Genomic DNA, 26,784 nt, shown 5'->3' on the forward strand with positions numbered 1-26,784 from the left:
TCGGAGTATAAACAATGGTTAGAACCATTATGATTGTGGATGACTCCAATGTTATCCGCAACCGTATCGGTCGCAGTTCCAAAGAAGTGGAATTTGAAGTGGTTGCCATGGCGAATAATGGTGCGGAAGCGGTGGAGTTGTACCGCCGTAACCGCCCTGATTTGGTTACCATGGATTTGACCATGCCGAAAATGGACGGTTTGGAGTGTATCCGCCAAATTTGCGCCACCGATGAAGAAGCAAATATTTTGGTGATTTCCGCATTGTCGGATAAGGCAACAGGAATCAAAGCCTTGGAGTTTGGCGCGCGCGGTTTTATCTGCAAGCCTTTTTCTGATGACGAATTGGTTCAGGCCTTAATCGAGATGATGGAATGATGGAAGGTTGATTTATGAAAGAGGAAAAATTACAGGTTTTTCTGGATGGTGTGCAAAAGTACTTCCATCAGATGATGGATCCGGAAGAATTGGTGGTGGGAACGCCGTATCTGGTTGAAAACAGTGTGCCTTCTGCTAAAGATTTTACCGGTGTGATTGCCGTTTCGGGACGGAATAAGGGCATTGTGTACTTTACTGCGCCCAAAGAGCTGCTGGAGCGCCTGCTGGTGCTGATGGGCGAAAAAGACGTTAGTGAAGCGTTTATGATTGATTTGGTGGGTGAAGTTGCCAATACCATTGCCGGTAATGCCCGCAGCGAGTTTGGCGAGGAATTTGAAATTTCCGTGCCGATTGTGTTGCGTGGTGCGCCCGATGAAATCCTGCTGCCGCGTAAAGACCGTTCGTTTGTGATTCCGATTACTTGGAAGGGGCGCAGCGCGGCGATTGTGGTGTCTTTACGCAAGCCTTAATTTTTGAAACCTGTGGTTTTTCCGTGCAGCTGTGTGTGCTGCGGCAGGGAAAGGCTGTATGAACAGGGCAGATTTGTTATAATCAGATCGGATAATGTTTTAATACATCAGGGTATAATCTCCAATATCAGTAAGTGTGCTGCTCTGATGGGCATCGGGATGATGCCGCTGCCGAATAAAATATCATTTGACCGCCGTGGGGCGGGGTTTCGCAAACCGAAAAGGAATAAGATGAATTTGAATAAAACGGTGTTACTGCTGGCAAGCGTATTGGCTTTGTCGGCATGTGGGGAGCAACCCGCTACTAGCGGGCAGGCTCAAGATAATCCTGCTTCACAGGCGGCAGCGGCTTCACAAACCGATGCTGCGCCACAACAGGCTGCTGTGGCGGAATTAAAAAGCAATAACCAAGCTCTGACGGTGAAAACCGCAGGTGAGTTTACCGATAAATTGGCGGATAAAGATATGCACCCCGACGGTGTGAGTGCGGAACAGTTGATTTTGCTGCAACACAATGAATCGGATAATATTACCGTGTATGCTGCTGATTTCGGACAGTCCAAACATTCTGCCGCCGATTATTTTGCCAAGCTGAAAAAGGCTTTGGAAAATAATAAAGATTTGAAAGATTTGCAGATTAATCAGGTTTCGGAAGCGCGTTTGGATTACCGTTTCAGTCAGGACGGCGGCAGCGATGCGCTGCCTTTAAACGAAAGCTGTGCGGCACTGGTGGCAGGCGGGCAGGTGTATGGTGTGTGTGCGTCCAGCCCTGAAATTTCTACCGATGCTTTGGCAGCGGTGTTGAACGACATCAGTGTGCGTGTGGTGGAAGAAGCAGCGGCTTCTGATGCGGCTTCGGCAGCTTCTGCAAGCTAAATAATTTTTCATTGATATAAACAGGCAATTCGGACGAGTGTTCGGATTGCCTTGATTTTTTGGGATAAAATATGGCTGATTGGAATAAGGCAGATGTGGCGTATATGCGGCAGGCATTGGATTTGGCGTGGCAGGGACGGTTTTCCACTGCGCCCAATCCGCGTGTGGGTTGTGTGGTGGTGCGCGGCGGACAGGTAGTGGGACAGGGCTTTCATGTTCGGGCAGGCGAAGCGCATGCCGAAGTGCACGCTTTGCGGCAGGCGGGCGCGGCGGCGCGTGGCGCTACGGCTTATGTTACCCTTGAACCCTGCGCCCATTACGGACGTACTCCGCCGTGTACGCAAGCTTTGGTGGATGCAGGTGTGGCGCGGGTGGTAGCGGCGATGCGCGACCCCAATCCTTTGGTGGCGGGTAAGGGCTTGATGATGTTGCAGGCAGCGGGTATTGAAACCGCGTTTGGTTTACTGGAAGACGAAGCGCGCGCATTAAACCGTGGTTTTTTATCGCGCATGGAACGCCAACGCCCGTTTGTACGTCTCAAAACCGCCATCAGTTTAGACGGCAAAACCGCTTTGGCAGACGGGCGCAGCCAATGGATTACGGGCGCGGCGGCGCGGGCAGACGTGCAGATATTGCGGGCGGAAAGCTGTGCGGTGCTGACGGGCATCGGTACGGTGTTGGCGGACAATCCACGTTTGACCGTGCGCGATTTTGACACCCTGCGCCAACCCGTGCGTGTGGTGCTGGACAGCGGTTTGCGTTTGCCTGAAAACAGTGTGTTGGTGCAAGACGGTTTGCCGACTTGGGTGACGACATTGTCTGATGATGTGGAACGCTTTGCTGCCTATTCCCATGTTTCCATAATTAAAATAGCCAAAGATAATCAAGGGTGTGTGGATATTGGTGCATTGTTGGCAGAACTGGCGGCGCGTGGTGTGGGCGAGCTGCTGGTGGAAGCGGGCGCGGCGGTGAATACCGCGTTTTTGCAAGGCGGTTGGGTGGACGAGATGGTGGTGTATCAATCGCCCAAACTGTTGGGCGACGCGGCACGCGGCGCGTTTACGCTGGCACAAAATCCCGATGTGCTAACGCGGGAAGCGGAATGGCAAACGGTGTCGGTGCAGGTTTTGGATAAAGACATCAAATGGGTATTGCGTAAAAACACGGCTGATGAACAGCCGTGTGTCTGATGTTTTGCATCACTTAAAAAGTGGCGAGAATATGCCGAACCAACTGCGCGGAATGGGTGGCGGCGGTTTCCAAAAAGGTTTCAAAACTGATTTCGGAACCGTCGTCGGCGCTATCGGAAATCGAGCGGATAATCACAAACGGTTTTTCAAAACGCCAGCAGGTTTGGGCGATGGCGGCGGCTTCCATTTCCAATGCGGCTGCACCCGGAAAATGCGAACGGATGGTTTGTAAAGTATCATCGCTGTGAATAAATTGGTCGCCGCTGATAATCAAACCGTGTTGGCAATGCAGGGATTTTTGCCGGCGTGCCGCTTCTTCGGCGGCGTAAATCAAAGCATGTTCGCTGGCATAACGTGCAGGCAGACGCGGCACTTGACCGTGTGCGTAACCAAATGCGGTAACGTCCACATCGTGATACGCCACTTCCGTGCCGATAATCACATCACCCACGCTCAAACCCGCACCGATTCCACCTGCGCTGCCCGTGTTGATGATGCAGTCGGGGGTGAAATGTTCGCACAGCAGCGTGGTGGCGATGGCAGCGTTTACCTTACCGATGCCGCTCAAACACAATGCCACATTTTTTCCATCTAACATACCTTGATAAATCGTGGTTTTGCCGATGGTGTGGGTGTGTACCTGCGTCATTGCCTGCTGCAGTAGGCGGATTTCGGGTTCCATCGCGCCGATAATGCCGAAGCTTTGCGGCGAAAAGGGCAGGGCGCTCATGCAAAAATCTCCGTCCATTCCGCACGTTTGGCAAGCAAACCGCGGGCGATTTCCTGTGCGCCTTCCAAGCTGTGACTGGCTGCCCAACCGCATTGCACTTCATTGCAGGCAGGCACTTCCGTGGCTGCCACCACGTCTTGCAAGGTTTTTTCAATCAAATCCAAAGCATCTTGGTATTCGGGCAGGTTCAGCAGCGCGATATAAAAACCTGTTTGGCAACCCATTGGGCTGATGTCCACCACTTTGTCGGAATGGTTGCGCGACAATTCCGCCATCAGGTGTTCCAAAGAATGCAGCGCGGGCATTTGCATGTGTTCTTGGTTGGGCTGGCACACGCGCAAATCGTATTTGTAGATTTTGTCGCCGTGTTCGCCGTCGGTTACGCACGCCAAACGCACATAGGGTGCTTTCACTTTGGTGTGGTCCAAATTAAAACTTTCTACATTCATGCGTTTGTCGCGGATAATGTCGTTCATGGGATACTCCCGAAAAATAAGCGGAAAAACCAATATTATAGCGGATAGGCATCAGCTGCGCCAAATGCGCTCAATGCTTTGGCGCATCATGACCAATGAAGGGTCTTGCCCGTATTCGTCCAAATAAATAAAGCTCAAGGGCAGCTGTTGTTCAAATTCGTCAATAATGGCGATGGTGCGCTTTTGTGCCAGCGCGGTTTGCGCTTTGTGCTTGGGAACGATTGCCAAGCCCGTGCCTGCTGCCACCAAATCAATAATGGTTTGCGGATAATCGCAAATAATCTGTTTTTTCGGCGACAGTTTGTGGCGGTGCCAGAACTGTTGCAGGTTTTTATAACTGCCTGAAACGTGAGACATTTCCACCCAAGTGAAATCGTTGAGGCTTTTGGGTAGGTCTGCCAGCAGTCGGGGCGCGTCCTGTTGCGGGCAAATCAATGAATAGGCAATGTTTTCCAAAAAAATGCTTTGCAGGTTGCGCTGGTTAATCGTGCCGAGAAAAAAACCGCCGTGCAGTTTTTTTGCCAAAATACGGCTGAGGATTTCGCCGCTCATGCCGTATTGGATGTGCAGTTGCACATTGGGGTGTTCGTGCATCATCAGGCGGGTGAGTTCGGTAACTTTGTTGGCATCAATGGGGTGTATCAGTCCCAATTGGGCATTTTGTACATAATCTTCCGACAGGGTACAGGCAAAGGCTTCCAGCTTGTGTTTGTGTTGCAGCAGGGCTTCGGCTTCAGGCAGCAGCACTTCGCCTGCGCGGGTAAGCACCATGCCGTTGCTTACCCGTTTGAACAAGGGCGTGCCGACATCGTTTTCGATGGCTTTGATTTGTGCGGAAACGGCAGGTTGCGACAAAAACAGTTTTTCGGCGGCTTGGGTAAGGTTTTGTGTGTGTGCCACTGTAATAAAGGCGCGCAATTGGTTCATGTCCATGACGGGACGCTCCGTAGCGTAAGGTTTTTGTAAAGAAAATTGGTGGTATTTTTAACATATTTTGATGTTTTGGGAAAGGTTTTTTATGGTAAAAAACCAATAAAAATCAATTATGCAGGTGTTAGGTATCGGATTTTTTGATAGAAATCATTGAAAAATAAGATTAGGCAAATGTAGCCTGATGTTTGTACATTCCTGCGCTTGGCACATTCCCTGTTGTGAGAGTGTGGCATACATCAGAAAAACAATTGACAGGAGGTTTTTTATGGTACAGCAAACCCAAAATCCGCAAGCGGGCGAAGAAGCCCGTGTGGCGGCGCAGGTGTTGGCACACTCGAAATTCCAAAACATGGCAAAGCAGAAGGCTTTGGTGGGCTGGGGCTTTTCGGCGGTGATTTTTGCCGTGTATGTGGGCTATATCTGGATTATCGGCACTAATCCGCAGCTGTTTGCACAAAAAATGTCGGAAAGCGGGGTGACCACGCTGGGCATTTATGCGGGCATTTTTGTGATTGTGTTTTCTTTCGTGATTACTTTGGTGTATGTGTCGATTGCCAACGGCAAGTTTGAAAAAGCAACCCAAGAAGTGGTTTCGGAAGTGATGCGTAACGGCAGCGAAAAGGAGTAAGGCGAAATGTCTCAAGCATGGAAACAAGGGCTGTTTGCTGCGGTAGCGGCAGTGGCGGCAGGTGCGGCGCATGCCGATGCCTTTACGGGCGAAGTACAAAAACAGGCGACCAACTGGACTGCCATTATTATGTTTTTTATTTTTGTGGGCGCAACGCTGTGGATTACCAAGTGGGCGGCTTCACAAAATAAATCCGCCAAGGATTTTTACACCGCCGGCGGCGGAATTTCAGGCTTTCAAAACGGCTTGGCGATTGCGGGCGACTTTATGTCTGCAGCTTCGTTTTTGGGCATTTCGGCAATGGTGTTTACCAGCGGCTACGACGGTTTGATTTATTCCACTGGCTTTTTGGTAGGTTGGCCGATTGTACTGTTTTTGGTGGCAGAGCGTTTGCGTAATCTGGGTAAGTTTACTTTCTCGGACGTGGCGGCTTACCGCCTGAAACAAACCCCTGTGCGCCTGTTTGCTGCGACAGGTTCGCTGCTGGTAGTGATGCTGTACCTGATTGCACAGGTGGTGGGCGCAGGCAAGCTGATTCAATTGCTGTTTGGTATGGATTACCTGTGGGCAGTGGTGATTGTGGGCGTGCTGATGGTGGCGTATGTGCTGTTTGGCGGTATGCTGGCAACCACTTGGGTACAAATGATTAAAGCCGTGCTGCTGTTGGGCGGTGCCACGTTTATGTCGTTTATGATTCTGAAAGCCTATGGTTTCAGCTTTGAAGGCATGTTCCAAGCGGCTGTTCAAGTGCATGAAAAAGGCGAAGCCATTATGGCACCTGGTGGATTGGTAAAAAATCCGATTGATGCGCTGTCTTTGGGCTTGGCACTGATGTTTGGTACGGCGGGTTTGCCGCACATTCTGATGCGTTTCTTTACCGTACCCGATGCCCGCGAAGCGCGTAAATCTGTGGTGGTTGCCACAGGCTTTATCGGCTACTTCTACCTGCTGACCTTTATTATCGGCTTTGGCGCGATTATTTTCCTGACCAAAAACCCCGAATTTTTCAACGCCATTGTGAAAGACGGCAAAACCGTTTACGAAATGATTGGCGGTACCAATATGGCGGCGGTGCATTTGTCTAAAGCCGTAGGCGGCGACTTCCTGCTGGGCTTTATTTCCGCCGTAGCGTTTGCCACCATTTTGGCGGTGGTAGCAGGTTTGACCCTGTCGGGCGCGTCTGCCGTGAGCCACGATATTTACTCTTCCATTATCCGCAAAGGTCAGGCTTCGCAAGAAGAAGAAATGCGCGTATCTAAAATGGCAACTTTGGCATTGGGCGTGTTGTCCATCGTGTTGGGCTTGGCGTTTGAAAACCAAAACGTGGCGTTTATGGTGGGCTTGGCGTTTGCCGTGGCGGCTTCTGCCAACTTCCCCGTGCTGATGTTGAGCATGTTCTGGAAAGGTTTAACCACACGCGGTGTGGTAGTGGGCGGTTTTGCGGGCTTGATTGGTGCGCTGCTGCTGATTGTGTTGGGTCCTACCGTATGGGTAAGCGTACTGCACAACGAAGAAGCCATCTTCCCCTACAAAAACCCTGCCATTTTCACCATTCCTTTGGCGTTTATCGTGTCTTGGATTGTGTCGGTAACCGACAATTCCGAACAGGCGAAATTGGATAAAGCCGGTTTTGACGCGCAATATGTGCGTTCGATGACGGGTATTGGTGCGGCAGAAGCATCTGACCACTAATCGGCAGTTTGAACAGACAACGGCGTTTCGGGTAACCGCAACGCCGTTTTTGCGCCTGATAGCAGGCTTAATGTAAAGTTCTGTTGCCTTGCCTAGTCCAAACCCTGTGTTTTCCGTACAATAGCAGGTTTGTAACACCCGCAAGGAACAGCGCAATGGGCAGAAAATATTTTGGTACGGACGGCGTGCGCGGCACGGTCGGACAATATCCGATTACCCCCGATTTTGTGATGAAACTGGCGTGTGCTTTCGGTCGCGCTCTGATTCGCCACGACCAAAACCACAAACCCAAAGTGATTATCGGCAAAGACACCCGCGTATCGGGCTATATGCTGGAAACCGCGCTGGTGTCGGGTTTTACCGCTGCGGGTGTGGATGTGATTCAAACAGGTCCGCTGCCCACGCCTGCCATTGCTTATCTGACCCGCGCTTTCCGTTTGGACGGCGGTGTGATGCTGTCTGCTTCACACAATCCCTATCACGACAACGGCATTAAATTTTTTGCCGAAGGCGGCGTGAAACTTAGCGATGAAATGGAAGCCGCCATTGAAGCGGAAATGGACAAACCCATGCTCACGGTGGAATCCGACCGTCTCGGTCGCGCCAAACGCATTGACGGCGCACAAGACCGCTATATTGAATTCTGCAAATCCACTTTTCCCAACGATTTGGACTTATACGGCTTGAAGCTGGTGGTGGATACTGCCAACGGTGCAGGTTATCACAGCGCCCCCGAAGTGTTCCGCGAATTGGGTGCGGAAGTGGTTAAAATCGGCGACGAGCCCAACGGCTTTAATATTAATGACAAAGTGGGTGCTACCCACACCAAAACCCTGCAAGCGGCGGTGTTGAATCACGATGCCGATTACGGCATTGCCTTGGACGGCGATGGCGACCGCCTGATGATGGTGGATAAAAACGGCGTGGTTTATGACGGCGACAAGCTGGTGTATGTGCTGGCAAAAGCCCGTGCCAAACAAGGTTTGCCCTTTGGCGGCGTGGTGGGTACGGTGATGAGCAATCTGGCGATGGAACACGCCTTAAAAGAACAAGGCATTGCCTTTGCCCGCGCCAAAGTGGGCGACCGCTATGTGTTGGAACAGTTGCAACAACGCGGCTGGCTGTTGGGCGGTGAAGCTTCGGGGCATATTTTGTGCATGGACAAACACAATACTGGCGACGGTACGATTTCCGCTTTGCAGGTATTGGCGGCGTTGCGGGTATTGGGACAGGATTTGGCGCAAGCAGTGGATTGGCAGCCTTATCCGCAAACGCTGATTAATGTGCGTATCGCCCCCGATACCGATTGGGAAAAGGCCTCTGCGGCAGCATTGGCGGAAGCCGAAGCCGAATTGCAAGGGCGCGGGCGCGTGGTGTTGCGCAAATCGGGTACAGAACCCGTGGTGCGTGTGATGACGGAAGCCGACGATGCCGCCGCCGCCGCGCAAGCTGCCGAAAAAATCGCCGCTGCCATCAAGCAGGTTTGTTAAAAAATACGGCAGACACTGCGGCTGCGGTCTGCCGAAAAGTGTGAAGTGTTATGCTGGCTTTATTGGAAACGTTTTTTCAAAATTTTGGTTATGCCGCCGTGTTTTTTGTGCTGGTGGTGTGTGGTTTTGGCGTGCCGATTCCCGAAGACATCACGTTGGTAGCAGGTGGCGTGATTTCGGGCTTGGGCTATGCCAATGTGCATCTGATGTTTGTGGTGGGCATGGCGGGGGTGCTGGTGGGCGACGGCATTATGTTTTTGCTGGGCAGGCATTTTGGCGAGCAGATTTTGCGCTTTAAACCCGTACGCAAGCTGATGCCGCCCAAGCGTTATGCCCAAGTGCAAGAAAAATTTGATAAATACGGCAATTATGTTTTGTTTGTCGCCCGTTTTTTACCGGGTTTGCGCAGCCCGATTTTTTTAACGGCGGGCATGAGCGGCAAAGTGTCGTTTTGGCGTTGGCTGGTAATGGACGGCATCGCTGCCTTGATTTCCGTGCCGATTTGGGTGTATTTGGGCAATTTTGGTGCAGAAAACCGCGATTGGCTGATGTTGCAGGTGCACCGTTTTCAAAACGTGCTGATGGTGTTGATTGTATTGCTGGTGGCGGCGGTGGCGTGGTTTTGGTGGCGCAAACGCAGCAGCCTGCTGGCGCGTAAACAGGCTTTGTTGGAAAAACGCCGTCAGCGCCGCCAAATGCGCCGCAGCGACAAGACTTCCGCCATGAAAACCGAATAAAATAGCGGCTGCCGTCCACCTGTGTGGCGGCGGCTTTTTTGTTTTGGGAAAAGATAATGGCAAAACAATATTATATCGGCATTATGTCTGGCACCAGCATGGACGGCGCAGATGCGGTACTGGTGCAGATGGACGGTATGCGCTGGTGTGGCGTACACGCCCACACCTTTGAAGCCTATCCGAATGATTTAAAACAGCGTTTGCTGGATTTGCAAAACAGCGGAGAACACGAACTGCATCGCAGCCGCGTTTTGGCGCGGGAATTGGCATTGCTGTATGCACGAGTGGCAGAAAAGCTGTTGTGCGAAAACGGTTTGCATCCGCAGCAGATTCGCGCTTTGGGTTGCCACGGTCAGACTGTGCGCCATGCCCCCGAACACGGTTACAGCGTGCAGTTGGCGGATTGGGCGTTGGTGGCGCAGTTGAGCGGCATCGATACGGTGGGCGATTTACGCAGCGCAGATTTGGCGGCAGGCGGACAGGGTGCGCCTTTGGTGCCTGCGTTTCATCACGCCCTGTTTGCGGCGGAACGCACCCGCGTATTATTGAATATCGGCGGTATTGCCAACATCAGCATCATTGCGCCCGATGCCGCGCCTTTTGGTTTTGATACGGGTGCAGGCAATATGCTCGCCGATGCGTGGACGCAGCATATTTGGGGCGAACCGTACGACCGCAACGGCGAAAAAGCCAAGCAAGGCAAGCTGTTGCCCGAATTATTGCAAGCCTTGTGCGCCCATCCTTATTTTGGACAAGCTGCGCCCAAAAGCACGGGGCGCGAACTGTTTTCTCTAGCGTGGCTGCAAAGCCATTTGCACGGCAACGAAAATCCGTTTGACGTATTGCACACGCTGTTGCACTTTACCGCACAAACCGTTACCGATGCGGTGTGCCGTTACGCGCCCGATGCCGAAGCGGTGTATGCCTGCGGCGGCGGGGTGGAAAACAGTGAATTGATGCGCCTGTTGGCAGCGGCATTGTCGGCACGGGGAATCGCCTTGCACCGTACTGATGTGTTGCAACTGCTGCCGCAGCAGATGGAAGCCGCCGCTTTTGCGTGGCTGGCAGCGTGCCATTGCCAAGGCGTGGCGATTGATTTAACCCGTGCCACGGGTGCGCGTGCGCCCGCGCTGTTGGGTGCGATGTATCCTGTTGTCAAAAAAGTAGAAGTAAGCATGTCTGAACCTTCCCAAACCCCTGAACAAGCCGTTAGTGAATTCAAAAGCAGCGGCGGCATCGCGCGGATTGCGGGTGCGTGGCAGTATTCCAAAGACGGTTTGGCGGCAGCGTTCCGCCATGAAGCGGCGTTCCGTCAATTATTGGCATTACACAGTGTGTTGTTTGTGGCGGTGTGGTGCTTTGATTTTGACACGCCCGTGCGCATGCTGCTGATTGCCGCATCGTTTGTGTCTTTGGCGGTGGAATTGCTGAATACTGCTATTGAAGCGGTGGTGGATTATATTTCTTTAGAAAAACACCCCTTGGCAAAACGCGCCAAAGACGCAGGTTCTGCCGCGCAATTGCTGGCAACCACTATGGTGGCATTATTGTGGCTGATGGCATGGTGGGCTTAAATCCGCCGCAGGCACTCACGGTTGCGGGTTCGGACAGCGGCGGTGGGGCAGGTATTCAGGCTGATTTGAAAACTTTTCAAATGCGCGGCGTGTTTGGCACCAGCGCAATTACCGCTTTAACCGCGCAAAACAGCTTGGGTGTACACGCCGTTTATCCCGTTGATGCAGCGTTTGTTACCGCGCAAATCGATGCCGTGGCAGCTGATTTTGCCATTCGTGCCGTCAAAATCGGTATGCTGGCTTCGGCACAGATTATTGAAGCGGTTGCCGATGCTTTGGCACAACACGACATGGGGCAGGTGGTGCTTGACCCCGTGATGAAAGCCAAAGACGGTGTGTCGCTGCTGGACGATTCTGCCCGTGCCGTGCTGTTGGCACGGCTGCTGCCGCAAACCGATGTGTTTACCCCCAATCTGCCCGAAACCGAAGCCCTATGCGGTATTCGGGTGGAAAACGCAGACCACGCCCACCGCGCCGCCGCATTTTTTCAAGAAAAAGGTGCAAAAAATGTTGTCATCAAAGGCGGACACGCCAATACAGATGAATGTTGCGACTGGATATTTTTGGCAGACGGCAGCCGTTTCAGCCTAACACGCCCGCGTGTCGCCACCCGCCACAGCCACGGCACAGGTTGCACTTTCGCTGCCTGTATCGCCGCAGAGTTGGCAAAAGGACAAAGCGTGGCAGCAGCTGTCCGTATTGCCAAAAACGGCGTTTACCGCGCCCTCGCCGAAACTTTAGGCATCGGGGCAGGGCAAGGACCGTTAAACCATTGGGTATTGCAGGATTAGGAAAAATTCATGTTTTCACGAGAGATTTTGAATTTGTATTTTGTGGCGGGTACGCAGGATTGCCGCCATTTGTCGGGTAGTCCCGAACAAAACCTATTGAGTGTGTTGGAAACGGCATTGCAAAACGGCATCAGCTGTTACCAATTGCGCGAAAAAGGGCAACACGCTTTGCAGGACGAAGCCCGTATTCGCCGTTTGGCGGGCGCGTGTCGTGAATTGTGCCACCGTTATGCCGTGCCGTTTGTGTTGAATAACGATGTACACGCTGCGTTGGCGTGGGGCGCAGACGGGGTGCATATCGGTCAGCAGGATATGCCTTTGCAGGAAGCGGCGGCATTGTGTCGCGGCAAAATTTTCTTGGGAATTTCCAATAATTCGTTTGCCAATGCCCAAAGCAGTTTTCATGCTGCTTGTGCCGATTATTTGGCAGTCGGACCGATTTTCCCCACCCAATCCAAACCCGATGCCAAAGCGCCTGTGGGCGTGGCTTTGGTGGAGCAGGTACGCGCTGCAGGCATCAATGCGCCTGTGGTGGCGATTGGCGGAATTAAAGCCGATACCGCGTCGCTGCTGCGCCGTGCGGGGGCAGACGGTATTGCGGTGATTTCCGCCATTGCAGCGGCAGACGATGTGGCACTTGCCGTGCGGCAGCTTTTATAAAACAATTGGATAAATCAGATTGCATCATGCGCCATTCCAGCATAACAGGAAAGGCGCATTATTTTTTGTTTGCCGCTGCAAAATGAAACGCTATAATCAAGTTTTTATTTGTGATGCAGGCGCACGGCGTGGGCAAAATTTGGAAACAACCCGTATCGGTGCTGGTGCTGTTGCACGATGGCGCAGGACAGGCATTGATGCTGGAACGTGCCGACCGTGCGGGTTTTTGGCAATCGGTAACGGGCAGCGTGGAAGCGGGCGAAACCCCGTTTGAAGCCGCTTTGCGCGAAACCGCCGAAGAAACGGGCATTGTGCTGACAGCAGCGCAGTTGCGCGATTGGCAGTATGCCACCGAATACGAAATTTATCCGCATTGGCGGCATCGTTATGCCCCCGGTGTGACCCGTAATACCGAACATTGGTTTTCTGCCCGCATTCCCCGCCAAAGTGCTGTCGTATTAAGTGAGCATACCGCATTGCGCTGGCTGAATTTGCGTGAAGCAGCAGCTTTGGCATTTTCGCCGTCTAACCGGCAAGCCCTGTTGTGTTTGGCGGACGAAAAGTCGTTTTGATAGGAAGTTATGGTTTTACAGAGCGTTATTCCTTTTGCACATGCTTTGGTTCAACAGCGTGTGCGTGCTGGCGATTTGGTGGTGGACGGCACCATGGGCAACGGCTACGATACCTTAATGCTTGCCCGTTGTGTGGGCGATGAAGGGCGCGTGTTTGCCTTTGATATTCAAAGTGCCGCGCTGACTGCTACCGCCGAGCGTCTGCATCAGGCAGGTGTGCGCCACCGTGCCGAGCTGATTCAAACCGGACACGAACACATGGCACATCATGTGCCTGCGGGCATACGCGCCGCCGTGTTTAATTTTGGTTATCTGCCAGGGGGCGACAAAAACATCACCACCCGCGCCGACACCAGCTTGGCGGCGGTCAGTGCCGCATTGTCGCTGCTGGCGGAAGGCGGTTTGCTGGTTGCGGTACTCTATCCCGGACACGATGCAGGCAAAACCGAAGCCGATTTGCTCAACCGCTATGCCAAAACCCTGCCTTTTCCCATGTTTAACGTTTTATATTACGGATTTACCAACCGTAACGGCTATCCCCCGTTTTTGTTGGCAATTGAAAAAAACAGCGCCGATGCGCCCTAGGAACACCCGATGCAAGCTGCTTACCTGCCGTTTAAACACAGCCATATCTTATTGGTGTGTATTAGTATTATCTTGTTTAACCTGCGTTTTTGGTTAAGATTTTCCCGCCCGCAGCAAGCCTTGCCGCGTGTCTTAAAAATTGTTCCCCACATCAACGATACCCTGCTGCTGCTCACAGGGCTTGCCCTGCTGCATTTGGGCAAGTGGCAAATTTTCGGCGCAGCTTCGTGGCTGGGCTTCAAGCTGGTGCTGGTGTGTGCCTATATCGGTGGCGGATTCGTTTGTTTGAAAAGCGAACCGCGCAGCCGTCGTGCCGTGTTTGCCTATGGCGCGTGCCTGCTGGTGATTGCCGCCGTGGTGTGGCTGGCGCGGGTTAAGCCCTGATATGCCCCTGTTTCTTGGAAATGCAGCCATGATTCCCTTCAACCGCATCGGCATTGTTACCCGCCCCGACACGCCCGCCATTGCCCCCGATGTGCGCGAATTGGTGCAATTTCTGCACGGGCGTGGCGCACAGGTTTTAATGGAAGCCGAATGTGCCTGTCAATTGTTGGACGAGCCTTCCCGCAGCCATTGCCAGCTATACGATGATGGCGAAGATTGGGGACGTTTGTGCAACCTGATAGTGGTTTTGGGGGGCGATGGCACATTTTTATCTGCGGCGCGTAAAGTTGCGCCCTACCGTGTGCCTGTGGTGGGTGTAAACTTGGGGACTTTAGGCTTTTTGGCGCAAGTGCCGCGCGAACAGATGTTAGAAGAATTGGCGCGTATCCTTTCTGGTCAATACCTTACCGAAAATTGCATTTTGCTTCAGGCAGATGTGCGCCGCAACGGTGAAGAAATCTACCGCAACCTTGCTTTGAACGATGTGGTGTTGTCGCGTGGTTCGGCAGGGAAAATGATTGAGTTTGAAGTATTTATCAACGAACAATTTGTTTATACCCAGCGTTCGGACGGACTGATTGTGTCCACGCCCACAGGTTCTACCGCTTACGCACTGGCAGCGGGCGGCGCGATTTTGCAAGCAGGGCTGAACGCCTTTACCCTTGTACCTGTTTGTCCGCAATCGCTGACCAACCGTCCGATTGTGATTTCCGACACCGCCCAAATTGATATTTTGGTCACCAAAGCCGATGATGCGCGGGTGCATTACGATGGGCAGTCGTTTACCGACATCCGCAGCATGGACAGCATTTCCCTGCGCCGCTATCATCATGCCGTGAAAGTCATCAATCCCGTGAATTATCAGTATTACCGCACCTTGCGCCAAAAACTGCATTGGGGCGAGCAGCTGGTGTGAGCGCAAACCGTTATATTATAACATTTACAAAACTTTACAATTTAAATCATGTAAATAATAATTATTATTCTATAACAAAAGTTTGATTTGGCTAAATGCGCCGTTTAATCGGGCAAAAAATGTATTTTTCCGTAAAAACTGAAGCAAAACAACTCCAAAAGCTGTTAAGATGCACGGCTGTTTTCCCCTAATTTCCCTACAACAACCCAAAACAATCAAAATGGCAATGAAAAAAACGAATTTTCCTTGGCGTTTTTCCGTCATTGCGGCACTGTTCGTGTCGGGCATTACCGGTGCAACGGTGGGCAAACCCCAGCCGTCTGCACCCCGAGAACAATATAAAATTGAACGTGTGGTGCAGGAACTGCCCATGCCTGCCGTGGTAGGCACCAGCAAAACAGGCACCAGCTACTGGTATGACGAAGAAGTGCAAACAGGCGACAATTTAAGCCTGATTCTGACCCGTTTGGGTGTGACTGAAAACAGCATTCAAAACTTTCTGAAAAACAGCCCTGTAGACACCAAAATGCTGCAATTGCGTGCAGGGCAGATTATTTCGGCGCGGGTGGATTCCGTGGGCGAAGTAACCGATGTGCAGTTTTTTAACGACGACGACAACGGCGAACGCAATTTGGTTGCCATTGAAAAAATCAACGGCAAATGGCAGCTGCATGTGGGCGAGGTAGATACCGAAACCATGCCTTCCTTGCGTTCGGTGGTGGTCAGTACCTCTGCGACAGGTGCATTATCACGCGCAGGCGTACCAGTGGAAATCCGCACGTCTTTGCGCGAAATCTTTAGCGATAAATTTGATTTAAATGATTTGAAAGCAGGCGACAGCATCCGTGTATTGTATGAAAGCCTGTATTTCCGCGGTCAGGAAATCGCCACAGGTAATATTTTGGCGGCGGAAGTCAGTACGGGTGGGCGCACGTATCACGGTTATTATTTTGAGCATGGCGATTCGGGCGGTAATTTTTATGACGAAAAAGGCGAAGCCCTGAAAAAAGGCTTTGACGGTCAGCCGATTGAGTTTTTCAGCCGTATTTCCTCGCCCTATGGTATTCGTCTGCACCCCGTATTAAAAACCATTAAAATGCACACGGGTATTGACTATGCTGCGCCCACAGGCACGAAAATTCTCGCGCCCAGTGATGGTGTGGTGAGTTTCCGTGGTTGGAAAGGCGGTTATGGCAATACGGTGATGGTAACGCATGCTGATGGCATGGAAACGCTGTACGCCCACATGAGTGCATTTGTGAGTGGTGTAGATGTGGGTACGCGCGTGAGTGCGGGTGATGTGATTGGTTTGGTGGGGAGTACGGGACGTTCTACGGGTCCGCACTTGCATTATGAAGTACGCATCAACGGACAGCACGTCAATCCTGCTACGGTGGCATTGCCTACGCCCAAGCTGAAAGCGGAAGATTTGGCGGCGTTGAAAAAATACCAGAAAAAAACCGATGAAACATTGGCAGCGGTACGCGGCTTGCCGGTAATGGTGTCGCAAAAAGACTAATAAAATCATGTTGGAACACCCCGATTGAATTGTATTCAATCGGGGTGTATTAATCAGTCAAACAGGTTTAACGCACGTTGTGGCTTTTTTCTTTGTGCTGCAATACGGCGCGGTCAATTTTATCCATCAACACATCAATGGCAGCCTGCATTTCGCTTTCCACTGCTTCAACGTGCAGGTCTTTTCCAGCCAAATGCAGATGGGCGGCGGCTTTGTGCTGGTGTTTGTCGGACGACAGGGTAAAATTGACACTGATGATGCTGCCGCTGCTGTGGCGGTTTACCCGTTCCAGCTTGGTGGTGATGCGTTCGCGCAGCGCGTCGCTGACATCAATGTTTAAGCCGTTAATGTGCAGGTTCATGGTTTCACTCCTTGTTGAGTGTTGGCAGAAAATATGCCCATTGGCATACACGAAAGTTTAATCAAATGTTTACACGCGGCGGCGTCCGGCAGACGGAATATGCAGCAAATCGCGGTATTTTGCTACGGTGCGGCGGGAAATATTGATGCCCTGTTGTTGCAACAGCTTCATTAGGTCGTTGTCGCTATAGGGTTTGTGTTTATTTTCGCTGTCGATAATCTGTACCAATAAGGCTTTAATCACGCTTTGGCTGATGCCTTCTTCGTCTTCGCCGGTCACGGCGGTTTGGGTAAAGAAGTATCGTAAGGGAAATACGCCGCGCGGGCAAGACAAATATTTTTGATTAACAGCGCGGGAAATGGTGCTTTCTGCCAATTCCAAATGTTGGGCGCAGTCTTTAATCAGCATCGGCACGAGTCCGATTTCGCCAAAATCAAAAAAATCCTGTTGCTTTTCGACAATATAATCGGCAATCCGCATCACGGTGGATTTACGCTGACTGAGCATATCCAGTTTTTGGCGGGCTTCCGCAGCTTTTTCTTTCCATACACTATCTACCGAATCGGCTTCCTGTAAGGCTTGCATCAGTTCGCTGTTGATTTTGACGCGGGGCCAAGTGGTTTCGTTGCTGACGGCATACCAGCCTTGGTCGTTGGCTTTAATCAAGACTTCGGGTTGAACATAGGCGGTGGGGGTGTCGGTGGTGAAGCCGTAGGCGGGAAAGGGGTTAAGGCTGCTAATCATTTCCAAGGCGGACTTGATGGTGTCGGCATCAAACTCGGGCAGGTGTTTTGCCAAATGGGTGCAGTTTTGGTGAACGCCGTGTTTGAGGCGTTCCAAATGTTTGCCAACAATCTGCACGGCACAACGCCGTGCGGGGGAAGCGGGCAGGCGCGAAAGCTGGTGCAGCAGCGATTCACTTAAATTGCCGGTGGCAATACCGGGTGGGTCAAAGGTTTGCAGTTGCTCAAGGGCATTTTCTAAATCGCTTTCGCTGAGCATCCATTCCAGCGGGGTGTTTTCAACAATTTCTTCAAGGCTTTCGGTTAGATAGCCGTTTTCGTCTAAAAAATCAATTAAGATGTGGACGTGCGCGGCTTCCAGTTTGCCTAGCGGGTGTTCGCAAACCTGTGCGTGCAAATAGCTGTACAGGTTGTCTTCTTTGGCGATGTTTTCCCATGCGTTTTCGGCATCGTCGCCGCCAAGCTGCGATACGCGTTGCCCGACTGCGGCAGACAGGCGTGTGGGCTCAAGGGGGATATCCGGCTCGTCGGCGCGTTCGAGCAGGGGATTGTCGGCCAACCAATCTTCTACTTCACGCTCCAATTCCTGCCCGGACATCTGTAATACCCGCAAAGAATGCTGCAAACCCTGACTGAGCTGTTGGGTTTGCTTTAGCTTGAGGTGTAGGTGGTTTGCACTCATAAGTGTTTTTAGTAGTTGAAATTTTCGCCCAAATAAACGGCGCGTACCTGCTCATCACGCACCAAATCATCAGGTTTGCCCGATGCCAGTACGGTGCCATCGCTGATAATATAGGCGCGGTCGCAAATACGCAGGGTTTCGCGTACATTGTGGTCGGTAATCAATACGCCAATGCCGCGCTGTTTTAAAAATTCAATGATTTTTTGAATATCAATTACGGCGATGGGGTCTACGCCCGCAAAGGGTTCGTCCAGCAGGATAAAGCGCGGTTGCATTGCCAGCACGCGGGCAATTTCCACGCGCCGCCGCTCGCCGCCTGATAAAGCGGGCGCAGGGCTGTGGCGCAGACGTGCGATATTGAGGTCGGCAAGCAGTTTTTCCAATTGTTCGTCAATCTCGGCACGACTGCGAAAGCGGATTTCCAAAATGGCGCGGATGTTTTGTTCCACCGTCATTTTGCGGAAAATCGAGGCTTCCTGTGGCAGATAGCCGATGCCTGCGCGGGCGCGTTCGTGAATTGGACGATGGCGCAATTCCATGCCGTCCAAGCGGATGGTGCCTGCATCGGCGGCAATCAGCCCGACAATCATGTAAAAACTGGTGGTTTTGCCTGCGCCGTTGGGTCCCAGTAAGCCTATCACTTCGCCGCTGTGAATATCCAGCGAAAAGTTTTTAACCACTTGGCGTTTTTTAAAGGTTTTTTGTAAACCGTTAACGTGAAGGTGTGAGGTCATGATGTGTGGGTAAGGTATTTTTTATTTTGCTTTTTTGTCTTTGGTAGCGGGTTTGGCTTCTTGAATGCTGCCGTTGGGCTGGATAATCACGCTCACGCGCCCGCCGTTTTTCGTGCCTGCCGCTTTACCGCCTAACACAGTATAAACTTCGGTACGCATATTGTAGGTAATGGTTTCGCCTTTAGCGATGTCGCCACCGCGCCGAACTTGCGCGTTACCGTTAAGTTTGACCACGCCCGTGGCGGAACTGTATTCCACGCGTTTGCCTTGACCTTCTACCTGACCTTTATTGTCCAACTGCTGTCCGAATTTCACAGGATTGCCCTGTGCCTGCATGATTTGGTTGCCGCTTTTGTCTTGTGCCACCCGCACGTTTTCGGCGCGGATATGCAAACTGCCCTGCTGAATCACCACATTGCCGCTAAACACGGTAATTTGGTTTTTTTGGTCTAAAGAACCTTGGTCGGCTTGAATGGCAATCGGTTGGCGGCGGTCGCTTTCCAACGCGTGTGCCTGAACACACACCACGCCCAATAAAACGGCGGTAAATTTATTCTTCATATTTAGGGTCATAAATCAAGGCTTTCACTTGTGCGGGCAAATCCAGTTTGCCGCTGTTGTGGTCGTAAAACATGCCCAATGCCGAACCTTCAGAACGCCCTTGGCGAAAATGCACAGGCGCATCGGTGCGTGCAGTACGGGCAACGGTGTCCACCGTTAGCGTATCGGTGCGGATTTCTGTATCTTCTGCTTGGCGATGGTGTCGGCGCAGCAACACGCCTTGCTCAAAATCAATTTGTTTGGATGCCAAATGATAACGTGCCAACTCGCTGTACACGCTGTAATGCTGTCCGTCTGCGTCCAATGCCTGCAAATCTGCGCCCTGTAAAAACACATCTTTACCGTCAGGCAATTGCCATGCGCGTTGTGCGTCCAGTTTTTCGCGTAACTTGCCCTGTTCGTCAAAACGCCTGCCCGCCATGCCCGTCATTTCGTATTGCGGCAGTTTCGGATTTAAACGCACGGTTTCGGTGTGAATGGTGCTGATGCGTTCCAACCACGCCGACAATCCGCCTAAAATTACTGCTAAAGCCAAAGGAAACAGCCAGTTGCTGCGTAACATCATTTCAGGTATTCCTGCAACAGCGCGTCCAATGTGCCTTGCGAACGCATCAGCAGGTCGCACACTTCGCGCACCGCGCCCGCACCGCCTACAGCCTGCGTGGTATAAACCGCGTGTTGTTTCACAAAATCATGGGCATTGGCAACGGCAACAGGCAAACCGCAACGCACCAGCACAGGCAAATCAATCACATCGTCGCCCGCAAAAGCACATTGATGTTCCGCCAAACCCGTTTGTTCGCGCAATTGGGTATAAGCGGCGCGTTTATCGTGTACGCCGTGAAAATAATGTTGGATACCCAATTGTTGCACCCGTGCGGCAACGGCGCTGTCGTTACGCGCCGTAATCACGGCAACCGCCACGCCGCTTTGCTGCAACATTTTGATACCGTGTCCGTCTAAAGTATGAAAGGCTTTGAACACTTCGCCGTTCGCGCCCATCAGCAGTCTGCCGTCAGTTAACACACCATCTACATCTAAAATCAGCAAACGGACAGCGGCAGCACGTTGGGCAAGGTGGTCGGACAGGGTGGGGGACATGGCGTTTATCGGGTGGTCAATCACAAACGCAATTTTAACAGATTTTGTGCCTGACAGATATGTTAAGATGATTATCGGTTTGGTTTTTTTAGGGAAAACCAGTGCCATGCACCATTGCGTGGGTGTGTGCATACTTGCAACAAATGCGGTTTCATGGGAAAAAAGTCGGGCTTTATCGCGCTTGCAGCATAATGATATGATGGGCGCACTATCCGCGTTTGTAAAAGGAAGCATCATGCAAAAAATATTGGCACAATTAAGCCATCGGCTGATTCAAGCACCGATGGCGGGTGTGCAAAACGAAGATTTGGCGCTTGCAGTGTGTTCGGCGGGGGCGTTGGGGTCTTTGCCTGCTGCAATGTTGAGCCATGAAGATTTGCATCAGGCATTGGCACGTTTGCAGGCGCAAAGCGGTGGTCGTCCGTACAACGTCAATTTTTTCGCCCATGTGCCTGAAACGGTTTCCGAGACGCAAACCGCAGCTTGGCATCGTGTGCTAGAGCCTTATTTTGCGCGTTGGGGCGTGAATCCCGATACCGTTCCGTCTGCGCCGTCGCGCCGTCCGTTTGATGAAAGTGTGTTGCCTTTGTTGCGCCGTTACCATCCTGCGGTGGTGAGCTTTCATTTTGGCGTACCTGCTGCGCCTTTGTTGGCAGCGGTGCGCGAAACGGGCGCGAAAATTATGGCAACGGCAACCACAGTCGCGGAAGCACGTTTTTTGGTGCAAAACGGCGTGGATGCGGTGATTGCACAAGGTTGGGAAGCGGGTGGACATCGCGGTTGGTTTTTGGATAAACATCCACATCATCAAAGTGGTACGTTTGCTTTATTGCCGAATATCGTCCGTGCGGTATCTGTGCCTGTGGTGGCTGCGGGTGGAATAAGCGATGCAGCAACCGTTCGCGCTGCCTTTGCCTTGGGTGCGAGTGCGGTTCAGGTAGGTACAGCATTTTTATTGGCAGACGAAGCACAAACTTCTCCTGCGCACCGTGCCGCTTTACAAAGTTCCGCCGCCGAATACACGGCAGTCAGCAATGTATTGAGCGGCGGTGGGGCGCGTGGTGTCGTAAATGGACTGATGCGCGACTTGGGCGTGTGGCACGATGATGCGCCACCGTTTCCCCATGCTGCCGCAGCGGTGAATGCCCTGCGCCGTGTTGCCGAAGTGCAGGAAAACTTTGATTTTACGCCGATGTGGGCAGGACAAAACGCCCGTTTGGCACAAAGTGGCAGCGCTGCACACATTATTGCCCGTTTGATGGAGCAATAAAAAAAGAGGTGTGGAAAAAATCCACACCCAAACACACACACATCAAGAGGAAAGCAGTTTTTAATTTTATTGTAATGAGAATGAGAAGCTTATCTAAAATAGAGTTTGGCTAAACAATCTAAAAAGGGTTTGTATTCCTTTTGCTTCTTTTATTACACACGATTATAGCGTGTTGGCAAAACGGCTTATTGATACAAATCAAGCTTATCCCATCTTGAGTGATTGTCTTGATTAAGTAATTGATAGGTTTGAATAATAATTCAATTTCCTGTTCTTGGGGAAATTTTGTCGGATGCGGGCGTACTCATATTTTATGATGGCACCAATCAGCTTGCCTGATGGCGGTATTTTTAATTTTTCTTTATAAAAATCAAAACAAAAGATTACATGTAAACTACATAAACAGTCGCAAAATCCCTGTTTTTAAGGTGCTATTGACCGAATATGGCAAGTTTTGTACAGTAGCCCGTTTTTGGCTAATCAAAATTAAAATCATTTTTTAAACCCAGTTGATTCTCTTATCGGAGTTTTTTCATGTACACCCTGCTTGCCCTATCACCGATTTTGGTGGTGTTTTTACTGCTGGTGGTGCTGCGCTGGTCGGCAAAAGCGGCGATGGCCGTTGCCCTTGCCGTTACCGCCGCGCTGTCGCTTACCGTTTGGAAAACCGCGCCCAATGTGGTGGCTGCTGCCGCTGCCAACGGCGTATTTACCGCGCTAACCGTGCTGTATATCGTGTTTGGTGCAATTTTGCTGCTGAATACCTTAAAAGAAAGTGGTGCGATTCGCTCTATTCGTCAAGGTTTTATGGATATTTCCCCCGACCGCCGCGTACAAGTGATTATTGTAGCGTGGTTGTTCGGTTGTTTGATTGAAGGCTCTTCCGGCTGGGGTACGCCCTCGGCGGTGGGTGCGCCGCTGCTGTTGGCATTGGGTTTCCCTGCCATGGGCGCGGTGATGTCCATGCTGGTGATTCAATCCACGCCAGTATCTTACGGCGCAGTGGGTACGCCGATTTTGGTGGGCGTGAAAACCGGTTTGGACAACCCCGTGTTTAACGACATGGTTGCCACGTCTTCTTTCCAAACCACTGAAGCCTACCTGCATCAGGTGGGCGCCAGTGTGGGCTTGGTACACGGTATTGTCGGTACGCTGATTCCCTTGATTTTGTGCGGCTTGCTGACCCGCTTTTTTGGCGAAAAACGTTCTTTTGCCGAAGGTTTGAAAGTGTGGAAGTTTGCCCTGTTTGCAGGCGTGGCGTTTACCTTGCCTTATGCTTTGACGGCACACTTTTTCGGACCTGAATTCCCGTCTATTGTGGGCGCGTTTGTCGGCTTGCTGATTGTCGTGCCTTTGGCAAAACGCGGCTTTTTGATGCCTAAAGAAATCTTTGATTTCCCCGAACGTAGCAAATGGGACGCCAGCTGGATGGGTTCGATTGCCCAGCAGGAACATCAAAATAACACGCCTACTTTTTCCGTATTCCGTGCATTTTCGCCCTATGTGATTGTGATTGCGTTGCTGATTATCACGCGCACTATTCCCGCGATTAAATCCTTTATTGCCAAACCCGATTTGGCATTGCGTTGGGGTGAAGAAGGCTCACAAATTATTTTTGGTTGGAATACCTTTATTTGGCAAAACCTGCTCGGTTCGGGCATCAACCTGAAATTTGAAGGCATGTATTCACCTGGTACGGTGCTGATTATTGCGGCGATTGCTTGTATTCCCATTTTTAAAATGGACATGAAAAACTTCCGCCGTGGCTGGATGGATGCAGGTAAAACCCTGATTGCCGCTGCCCCTGCGCTGATGTTGTCCATTCCGATGGTGCAGGTGTTTATTAACTCCCAATCTGCCGATATGACTGCAGTGGGTGCGTTGCAGTCTATGCCTAAAGTATTGGCGGCGGGCGCGGCGGACACCTTTAGCGGTATGTGGCCCAATGTGGCACCGTGGATTGGTTCTTTGGGTGCGTTTATTGCGGGTTCTAACACCATTTCTAATATGATGTTTTCGTTCTTCCAATTCTCTACCGCGCAACAAATCGGTTTGGGTTTTGAATCGGCTTCGCTGGTGATTGCTTTGCAAGCGGTAGGTGGTGCGGCAGGCAATATGATTTCCGTACACAATATTGTGGCTGCGGCTGCGGCGGTAGGCTTGGTAAACCGTGAAGGCGATATTATCCGTAAAACACTGATTCCGATGTTGTATTATGTGATTCAGGCTGGTTTTATCGGTCAGGCACTGATTACGGGCAGCGTGATTTGGTGGGCGGTGGCGATTGCTGCACCTGTGGCATTCTTCTTTGCCATGTCCAAATTTTCGGATAAAACCACACAGCAGTAATGGCTTGAATGATTAGAAGATAAGCGGCATCTGATACACAGATGCCGCTTTGGTTTTTTATGGATTTAAATGGCTTATTCCGCTGTCAAAACCACTTTCATCGCGCCGTTTTCTGCTGCGTGTTTAAACACATCATACGCTTGCTCTAACTCGCTGAATTTAAAGTGGTGGGTCAGCATTTGAGTGTAATCCACGGGGCTGGAAGCAATGGCTTTCAACAGCATTTCAGTAGTGTTGGTATTAACCAAACCAGTGGTGATTTTCAGGTTTTTAATCCACAGTTTTTCCAGTTTGAAATCAACGGATTTACCGTGTACACCCACTACGGCAACATTGCCGCCTGCTTTTACAATGTTTTGGCACATATCCCAAGTGGCGGGAATGCCTACGGCTTCAATGGCAACATCCACACCGTCTGCGCCCACAATATCAAATACTTGCTTGGCAACATCGCCTGAAGCGGGGTTGATGGTGTGGGTTGCGCCCATGGCTTTTGCCATTTTCAGGCGGTTTTCGTCCATATCGCACATGATAATGGTGGCGGGGCTGTACAGTTGCGCGGTCAGCAGCGCACCCATGCCCACAGGACCTGCGCCCGCGATAAACACGGTGTCGCCGGGGGAAACATCGCCGTATTGTACGCCGATTTCGTGTGAAGTAGGCAGCGCGTCAGAAAGCAGCAGTGCCACTTCATCATTTACATTTTCAGGCAATTTAATCAGGCTGTTATCGGCAAACGGGGTGCGGACGAATTCGGCTTGGGTGCCGTCAATCATATAGCCCAAAATCCAACCGCCGTTGCGGCAGTGAGAGTAAAGCTGCTGTTTGCAGTTGTCGCATGAACAGCATTTGCTCACGCAGGAAATAATCACTTTGTCGCCCACTTTGATGTTTTTCACGGCATCGCCCACACTTTCTACAATGCCGACACCTTCGTGTCCGAGAATACGACCGTTCCACTCGCCGGTTTTTTCGCGGGCAACGGCTTCAATTTCGGGGTTTTTGCCTTTCCAAATACCCAAATCGGTACCGCAAATGGTGGTTTTGACAATGCGGACAACGGCATCGGTGGCATCAATAATTTGAGGTTTGGGTTTTTCTTCAAAACGGATGTCGCCTTCACCGTGGTAAACCATTGCTTTCATAGTATTGTCCTTTATAGTTAAGTGGAAAATGCCAAAAGAAATCTGATTTGATTTGGCTTGGGGTTGGTTTTCCCATTATGCCGAAATGCTGGGACTAAGTCAAATTACCAATAGAAGTCAATATGTTATGTTATAACGTGCAATAAAAAACCGTTCCGAACGGAACGGTTGGTGTGTGGGAATAAATGGTTAAAATTTGCTGCAGGACGATTCGTTTGCCAAGCTGTTGTTTTTATAATCGCACAACAATACATCACCGCCCATATTCATGCGTAAACCGTATTTGCCTGATTTAATGGGGGTAATGGCAATGCTGAAGCCGCTGGGACGGGCATTTTGACCTGTAGGCAGAATGGTTTCGCTAAAACGGTATTGGGTTTTCACTTTTCCGGTAACGGCAGCGGTTTTGGCGTTGTTGTATTCGGTTTGGAATTGGGCGCGGCTGGCAAAGGCGCGGGGGCGTGCCAAACGTGCGGCTTCAAACTCTTGGCGCAGTTTGATGGCAGCGGTTTTGGCATCTGCCAATTTCCCTTTTTCTACATAATCTTGATACATGGGTAGGGCAAAAGCTGCCAATACGCCCAGAATAATCAGGACGACCAGCATTTCAACTAAAGAAAAACCGTGTTGGCGGCGGATAGTTTGGGTGTTCATGGCGGGGTCATCTCCACATAGCTTTGAAGGGTTACGGCGGTATTGGGGTTTTGTCCGTTGGCGCGGGCGGTTACGCGGAAGTGATAGCGGGTGAGTTTGCCATCTTTGCGTTCTCCTAAAAATTCAATGATATAGCGCACATTGCTGTTGGCGGCTTTTCCGGCAATGCTGTTTCTGGCTTTTGGGTCTTCCAGCAGGTTTTTGTCGGCATCATTATCGGAAGCGCGTTTCCATGCTTCCTTCGGTTCGGGTCCGACAGTACCTTTTACAACAAAGCGGGGTTTTTTGTCTTCAATATTAACGGGCTCAACAGGCAGGCACAAACCGCTGCTGCAATTGTAGTCAAACGAGACAGTACCGACTGCGGCGGTGGAAAAATCCTGAATCTTTAATTCGGCATCGCGCAAACCGCTTTCTGCCATCGATAAGGCGAATTTGCGGTCGGCTTCGTTGGCACTGATGCGCATTTCGGTGGTGCTGGACTGGCTGCTGACCACAACCAACAGGGCAATCACCAGCATGACAATCATGACGATAAACAGGGAAAAGCCCTTTTGTTTGGGATGGTGAATCATGGTTTGACT

Annotated in this window: 30 protein-coding genes and 1 pseudogene; 19 read left to right on the plus strand and 12 right to left on the minus strand. The window is 51.2% G+C overall.

Annotated elements, in window-relative coordinates; genetic code table 11:
* Positions 1 to 14 precede the first annotated feature (14 nt).
* From H3L98_RS06190 to ribD, 4 genes are all read left to right on the plus strand, one after another.
* On the plus strand, positions 15 to 377 hold the full coding sequence (locus H3L98_RS06190; RefSeq protein ID WP_027021231.1) for a response regulator: 363 nt from the start codon (positions 15 to 17) through the stop codon (positions 375 to 377).
* A gap of 14 nt (positions 378 to 391) precedes the next feature.
* Positions 392 to 847 (plus strand): chemotaxis protein CheX, encoded by a 456-nt coding sequence (locus tag H3L98_RS06195; RefSeq protein WP_027021232.1) that lies wholly within the window; start codon positions 392 to 394, stop codon positions 845 to 847.
* 231 nt (positions 848 to 1,078) lie between these two features.
* Positions 1,079 to 1,723: a hypothetical protein gene (locus H3L98_RS06200; protein WP_027021233.1), complete on the plus strand. Its 645-nt coding sequence runs from the start codon at positions 1,079 to 1,081 to the stop codon at positions 1,721 to 1,723.
* 71 nt (positions 1,724 to 1,794) lie between these two features.
* Positions 1,795 to 2,913, plus strand: a complete 1,119-nt coding sequence (ribD, locus tag H3L98_RS06205) for a bifunctional diaminohydroxyphosphoribosylaminopyrimidine deaminase/5-amino-6-(5-phosphoribosylamino)uracil reductase RibD (protein WP_027021234.1) — start codon at positions 1,795 to 1,797, stop codon at positions 2,911 to 2,913.
* Positions 2,914 to 2,926: 13 nt separating this feature from the next.
* Here ribD and H3L98_RS06210 read toward each other — a convergent pair whose 3' ends face one another.
* The 3 genes from H3L98_RS06210 to H3L98_RS06220 are packed head-to-tail and all read right to left on the minus strand — an operon-like array spanning position 2,927 to position 5,052.
* Positions 2,927 to 3,643: a 5'-methylthioadenosine/adenosylhomocysteine nucleosidase gene (locus H3L98_RS06210; RefSeq protein ID WP_027021235.1), complete on the minus strand. Its 717-nt coding sequence runs from the start codon at positions 3,641 to 3,643 to the stop codon at positions 2,927 to 2,929.
* Complete coding sequence (locus tag H3L98_RS06215; protein ID WP_027021236.1) at positions 3,640 to 4,119, minus strand: S-ribosylhomocysteine lyase; 480 nt, start codon at positions 4,117 to 4,119, stop codon at positions 3,640 to 3,642. Before H3L98_RS06215 ends, H3L98_RS06210 begins: the two co-directional genes overlap by 4 nt.
* Before the next feature lie 51 nt (positions 4,120 to 4,170).
* Entirely contained in the window at positions 4,171 to 5,052 is an 882-nt protein-coding gene (locus H3L98_RS06220; RefSeq protein WP_027021237.1) for a LysR family transcriptional regulator, read from the minus strand.
* 265 nt (positions 5,053 to 5,317) lie between these two features.
* On the opposite strand from H3L98_RS06220, the gene H3L98_RS06225 reads away from it, so the two are divergent.
* The 13 genes and pseudogenes from H3L98_RS06225 (at position 5,318) to H3L98_RS06285 (ending at position 16,600) form a co-directional block, all read left to right on the plus strand.
* Positions 5,318 to 5,680: a DUF485 domain-containing protein gene (locus tag H3L98_RS06225; RefSeq protein WP_051531957.1), complete on the plus strand. Its 363-nt coding sequence runs from the start codon at positions 5,318 to 5,320 to the stop codon at positions 5,678 to 5,680.
* 6 nt (positions 5,681 to 5,686) lie between these two features.
* Positions 5,687 to 7,372, plus strand: a complete 1,686-nt coding sequence (locus H3L98_RS06230) for a cation acetate symporter (RefSeq protein WP_027021239.1) — start codon at positions 5,687 to 5,689, stop codon at positions 7,370 to 7,372.
* Positions 7,373 to 7,527: 155 nt separating this feature from the next.
* Positions 7,528 to 8,862, plus strand: coding sequence for a phosphoglucosamine mutase (gene glmM / locus H3L98_RS06235; RefSeq protein WP_027021240.1), 1,335 nt, complete (start codon positions 7,528 to 7,530; stop codon positions 8,860 to 8,862).
* Between the two features lie 50 nt (positions 8,863 to 8,912).
* A complete protein-coding gene (locus H3L98_RS06240) occupies positions 8,913 to 9,599 on the plus strand; it encodes a DedA family protein (RefSeq protein WP_027021241.1) in 687 nt (228 codons plus the stop codon).
* Positions 9,600 to 9,655: 56 nt separating this feature from the next.
* Positions 9,656 to 10,747, plus strand: a pseudogene (locus tag H3L98_RS06245) (anhydro-N-acetylmuramic acid kinase); the annotation flags it as partial.
* Between the two features lie 27 nt (positions 10,748 to 10,774).
* Positions 10,775 to 11,173, plus strand: a complete 399-nt coding sequence (locus H3L98_RS06250) for a diacylglycerol kinase (protein ID WP_169733461.1) — start codon at positions 10,775 to 10,777, stop codon at positions 11,171 to 11,173.
* Complete coding sequence (gene thiD / locus H3L98_RS06255; RefSeq protein WP_027021242.1) at positions 11,161 to 11,964, plus strand: bifunctional hydroxymethylpyrimidine kinase/phosphomethylpyrimidine kinase; 804 nt, start codon at positions 11,161 to 11,163, stop codon at positions 11,962 to 11,964. The genes H3L98_RS06250 and thiD overlap by 13 nt, the downstream gene beginning before the upstream one ends.
* Before the next feature lie 9 nt (positions 11,965 to 11,973).
* Positions 11,974 to 12,624 (plus strand): thiamine phosphate synthase, encoded by a 651-nt coding sequence (thiE, locus tag H3L98_RS06260; RefSeq protein ID WP_027021243.1) that lies wholly within the window; start codon positions 11,974 to 11,976, stop codon positions 12,622 to 12,624.
* Between the two features lie 113 nt (positions 12,625 to 12,737).
* Entirely contained in the window at positions 12,738 to 13,196 is a 459-nt protein-coding gene (gene nudB, locus H3L98_RS06265; protein WP_034332992.1) for a dihydroneopterin triphosphate diphosphatase, read from the plus strand.
* 9 nt (positions 13,197 to 13,205) lie between these two features.
* Complete coding sequence (gene mnmM, locus H3L98_RS06270) at positions 13,206 to 13,781, plus strand: tRNA 5-(aminomethyl)-2-thiouridylate-methyltransferase MnmM (RefSeq protein WP_027021245.1); 576 nt, start codon at positions 13,206 to 13,208, stop codon at positions 13,779 to 13,781.
* A 9-nt stretch (positions 13,782 to 13,790) separates the two neighbouring features.
* Positions 13,791 to 14,165 (plus strand): SirB2 family protein, encoded by a 375-nt coding sequence (locus H3L98_RS06275; protein ID WP_027021246.1) that lies wholly within the window; start codon positions 13,791 to 13,793, stop codon positions 14,163 to 14,165.
* Between the two features lie 28 nt (positions 14,166 to 14,193).
* A complete protein-coding gene (locus H3L98_RS06280) occupies positions 14,194 to 15,081 on the plus strand; it encodes an NAD(+)/NADH kinase (RefSeq protein WP_027021247.1) in 888 nt (295 codons plus the stop codon).
* Positions 15,082 to 15,307: 226 nt separating this feature from the next.
* Complete coding sequence (locus tag H3L98_RS06285; protein WP_027021248.1) at positions 15,308 to 16,600, plus strand: M23 family metallopeptidase; 1,293 nt, start codon at positions 15,308 to 15,310, stop codon at positions 16,598 to 16,600.
* Between the two features lie 67 nt (positions 16,601 to 16,667).
* Here H3L98_RS06285 and hpf read toward each other — a convergent pair whose 3' ends face one another.
* From hpf to H3L98_RS06315, 6 genes are all read right to left on the minus strand, one after another.
* A complete protein-coding gene (hpf, locus tag H3L98_RS06290) occupies positions 16,668 to 16,961 on the minus strand; it encodes a ribosome hibernation-promoting factor, HPF/YfiA family (protein ID WP_027021249.1) in 294 nt (97 codons plus the stop codon).
* A gap of 69 nt (positions 16,962 to 17,030) precedes the next feature.
* Positions 17,031 to 18,386 (minus strand): RNA polymerase factor sigma-54, encoded by a 1,356-nt coding sequence (rpoN, locus tag H3L98_RS06295; RefSeq protein WP_027021250.1) that lies wholly within the window; start codon positions 18,384 to 18,386, stop codon positions 17,031 to 17,033.
* A gap of 8 nt (positions 18,387 to 18,394) precedes the next feature.
* Positions 18,395 to 19,120 carry an LPS export ABC transporter ATP-binding protein gene (gene lptB, locus H3L98_RS06300; protein WP_027021251.1) on the minus strand — a complete coding sequence of 242 codons (726 nt, stop codon included), beginning with the start codon at positions 19,118 to 19,120 and terminating at the stop codon, positions 18,395 to 18,397.
* Positions 19,121 to 19,141: 21 nt separating this feature from the next.
* The gene (gene lptA, locus H3L98_RS06305) at positions 19,142 to 19,681 is read right to left on the minus strand and encodes a lipopolysaccharide transport periplasmic protein LptA (RefSeq protein WP_246327794.1); all 540 of its coding nucleotides are present in this window, start codon (positions 19,679 to 19,681) and stop codon (positions 19,142 to 19,144) included.
* Positions 19,671 to 20,246 (minus strand): LPS export ABC transporter periplasmic protein LptC, encoded by a 576-nt coding sequence (gene lptC, locus H3L98_RS06310; protein ID WP_027021253.1) that lies wholly within the window; start codon positions 20,244 to 20,246, stop codon positions 19,671 to 19,673. Before lptC ends, lptA begins: the two co-directional genes overlap by 11 nt.
* Complete coding sequence (locus tag H3L98_RS06315) at positions 20,243 to 20,782, minus strand: KdsC family phosphatase (protein ID WP_027021254.1); 540 nt, start codon at positions 20,780 to 20,782, stop codon at positions 20,243 to 20,245. The genes lptC and H3L98_RS06315 overlap by 4 nt, the downstream gene beginning before the upstream one ends.
* 235 nt (positions 20,783 to 21,017) lie before the next feature.
* Here H3L98_RS06315 and H3L98_RS06320 point away from each other — a divergent pair, with 235 nt between their 5' ends.
* Together H3L98_RS06320 and H3L98_RS06325 are read left to right on the plus strand one after the other, a co-directional pair.
* Entirely contained in the window at positions 21,018 to 22,052 is a 1,035-nt protein-coding gene (locus H3L98_RS06320) for an NAD(P)H-dependent flavin oxidoreductase (RefSeq protein WP_027021255.1), read from the plus strand.
* A 534-nt stretch (positions 22,053 to 22,586) separates the two neighbouring features.
* A complete protein-coding gene (locus H3L98_RS06325) occupies positions 22,587 to 24,401 on the plus strand; it encodes an L-lactate permease (protein WP_027021256.1) in 1,815 nt (604 codons plus the stop codon).
* Positions 24,402 to 24,475: 74 nt separating this feature from the next.
* On the opposite strand, the gene H3L98_RS06330 is transcribed toward H3L98_RS06325, so the two are convergent.
* The 3 genes from H3L98_RS06330 to H3L98_RS06340 all read right to left on the minus strand — a co-directional run bounded on the left by H3L98_RS06330 (position 24,476) and on the right by H3L98_RS06340 (position 26,775).
* Positions 24,476 to 25,546 carry a zinc-dependent alcohol dehydrogenase family protein gene (locus H3L98_RS06330; protein ID WP_027021257.1) on the minus strand — a complete coding sequence of 357 codons (1,071 nt, stop codon included), beginning with the start codon at positions 25,544 to 25,546 and terminating at the stop codon, positions 24,476 to 24,478.
* A gap of 189 nt (positions 25,547 to 25,735) precedes the next feature.
* Positions 25,736 to 26,200: a type IV pilin protein gene (locus H3L98_RS06335; protein ID WP_034332994.1), complete on the minus strand. Its 465-nt coding sequence runs from the start codon at positions 26,198 to 26,200 to the stop codon at positions 25,736 to 25,738.
* Positions 26,197 to 26,775: a pilus assembly PilX family protein gene (locus H3L98_RS06340; protein ID WP_027021258.1), complete on the minus strand. Its 579-nt coding sequence runs from the start codon at positions 26,773 to 26,775 to the stop codon at positions 26,197 to 26,199. The genes H3L98_RS06335 and H3L98_RS06340 overlap by 4 nt, the downstream gene beginning before the upstream one ends.
* Between the last annotated feature and the right edge of the window lie 9 nt (positions 26,776 to 26,784).

The sequence above is a fragment of the Conchiformibius steedae genome, assembly GCF_014054725.1.
Classification (GTDB): domain Bacteria; phylum Pseudomonadota; class Gammaproteobacteria; order Burkholderiales; family Neisseriaceae; genus Conchiformibius; species Conchiformibius steedae.

Bases quoted from the DNA above. Each gene is read 5' to 3' on its own strand.
- thiD (WP_027021242.1), top strand. From the start codon at position 11,161: ATGGTGGGCTTAAATCCGCCGCAGGCACTCACGGTTGCGGGTTCGGAC.
- H3L98_RS06250 (WP_169733461.1), top strand. From the start codon at position 10,775: ATGTCTGAACCTTCCCAAACCCCTGAACAAGCCGTTAGTGAATTCAAA.
- H3L98_RS06220 (WP_027021237.1), bottom strand. From the start codon at position 5,052: ATGGACATGAACCAATTGCGCGCCTTTATTACAGTGGCACACACACAA.
- hpf (WP_027021249.1), bottom strand. From the start codon at position 16,961: ATGAACCTGCACATTAACGGCTTAAACATTGATGTCAGCGACGCGCTG.
- H3L98_RS06280 (WP_027021247.1), top strand. From the start codon at position 14,194: ATGATTCCCTTCAACCGCATCGGCATTGTTACCCGCCCCGACACGCCC.
- H3L98_RS06315 (WP_027021254.1), bottom strand. From the start codon at position 20,782: ATGTCCCCCACCCTGTCCGACCACCTTGCCCAACGTGCTGCCGCTGTC.
- mnmM (WP_027021245.1), top strand. From the start codon at position 13,206: ATGGTTTTACAGAGCGTTATTCCTTTTGCACATGCTTTGGTTCAACAG.
- H3L98_RS06200 (WP_027021233.1), top strand. From the start codon at position 1,079: ATGAATTTGAATAAAACGGTGTTACTGCTGGCAAGCGTATTGGCTTTG.
- thiE (WP_027021243.1), top strand. From the start codon at position 11,974: ATGTTTTCACGAGAGATTTTGAATTTGTATTTTGTGGCGGGTACGCAG.
- H3L98_RS06340 (WP_027021258.1), bottom strand. From the start codon at position 26,775: ATGATTCACCATCCCAAACAAAAGGGCTTTTCCCTGTTTATCGTCATG.
- H3L98_RS06335 (WP_034332994.1), bottom strand. From the start codon at position 26,200: ATGAACACCCAAACTATCCGCCGCCAACACGGTTTTTCTTTAGTTGAA.
- lptA (WP_246327794.1), bottom strand. From the start codon at position 19,681: ATGAAGAATAAATTTACCGCCGTTTTATTGGGCGTGGTGTGTGTTCAG.
- nudB (WP_034332992.1), top strand. From the start codon at position 12,738: ATGCAGGCGCACGGCGTGGGCAAAATTTGGAAACAACCCGTATCGGTG.
- H3L98_RS06230 (WP_027021239.1), top strand. From the start codon at position 5,687: ATGTCTCAAGCATGGAAACAAGGGCTGTTTGCTGCGGTAGCGGCAGTG.
- rpoN (WP_027021250.1), bottom strand. From the start codon at position 18,386: ATGAGTGCAAACCACCTACACCTCAAGCTAAAGCAAACCCAACAGCTC.
- H3L98_RS06215 (WP_027021236.1), bottom strand. From the start codon at position 4,119: ATGAACGACATTATCCGCGACAAACGCATGAATGTAGAAAGTTTTAAT.
- ribD (WP_027021234.1), top strand. From the start codon at position 1,795: ATGGCTGATTGGAATAAGGCAGATGTGGCGTATATGCGGCAGGCATTG.
- H3L98_RS06320 (WP_027021255.1), top strand. From the start codon at position 21,018: ATGCAAAAAATATTGGCACAATTAAGCCATCGGCTGATTCAAGCACCG.
- H3L98_RS06330 (WP_027021257.1), bottom strand. From the start codon at position 25,546: ATGAAAGCAATGGTTTACCACGGTGAAGGCGACATCCGTTTTGAAGAA.
- H3L98_RS06275 (WP_027021246.1), top strand. From the start codon at position 13,791: ATGCAAGCTGCTTACCTGCCGTTTAAACACAGCCATATCTTATTGGTG.
- H3L98_RS06285 (WP_027021248.1), top strand. From the start codon at position 15,308: ATGAAAAAAACGAATTTTCCTTGGCGTTTTTCCGTCATTGCGGCACTG.
- glmM (WP_027021240.1), top strand. From the start codon at position 7,528: ATGGGCAGAAAATATTTTGGTACGGACGGCGTGCGCGGCACGGTCGGA.
- lptC (WP_027021253.1), bottom strand. From the start codon at position 20,246: ATGATGTTACGCAGCAACTGGCTGTTTCCTTTGGCTTTAGCAGTAATT.
- H3L98_RS06240 (WP_027021241.1), top strand. From the start codon at position 8,913: ATGCTGGCTTTATTGGAAACGTTTTTTCAAAATTTTGGTTATGCCGCC.
- H3L98_RS06190 (WP_027021231.1), top strand. From the start codon at position 15: ATGGTTAGAACCATTATGATTGTGGATGACTCCAATGTTATCCGCAAC.
- H3L98_RS06210 (WP_027021235.1), bottom strand. From the start codon at position 3,643: ATGAGCGCCCTGCCCTTTTCGCCGCAAAGCTTCGGCATTATCGGCGCG.
- lptB (WP_027021251.1), bottom strand. From the start codon at position 19,120: ATGACCTCACACCTTCACGTTAACGGTTTACAAAAAACCTTTAAAAAA.
- H3L98_RS06225 (WP_051531957.1), top strand. From the start codon at position 5,318: ATGGTACAGCAAACCCAAAATCCGCAAGCGGGCGAAGAAGCCCGTGTG.
- H3L98_RS06325 (WP_027021256.1), top strand. From the start codon at position 22,587: ATGTACACCCTGCTTGCCCTATCACCGATTTTGGTGGTGTTTTTACTG.
- H3L98_RS06195 (WP_027021232.1), top strand. From the start codon at position 392: ATGAAAGAGGAAAAATTACAGGTTTTTCTGGATGGTGTGCAAAAGTAC.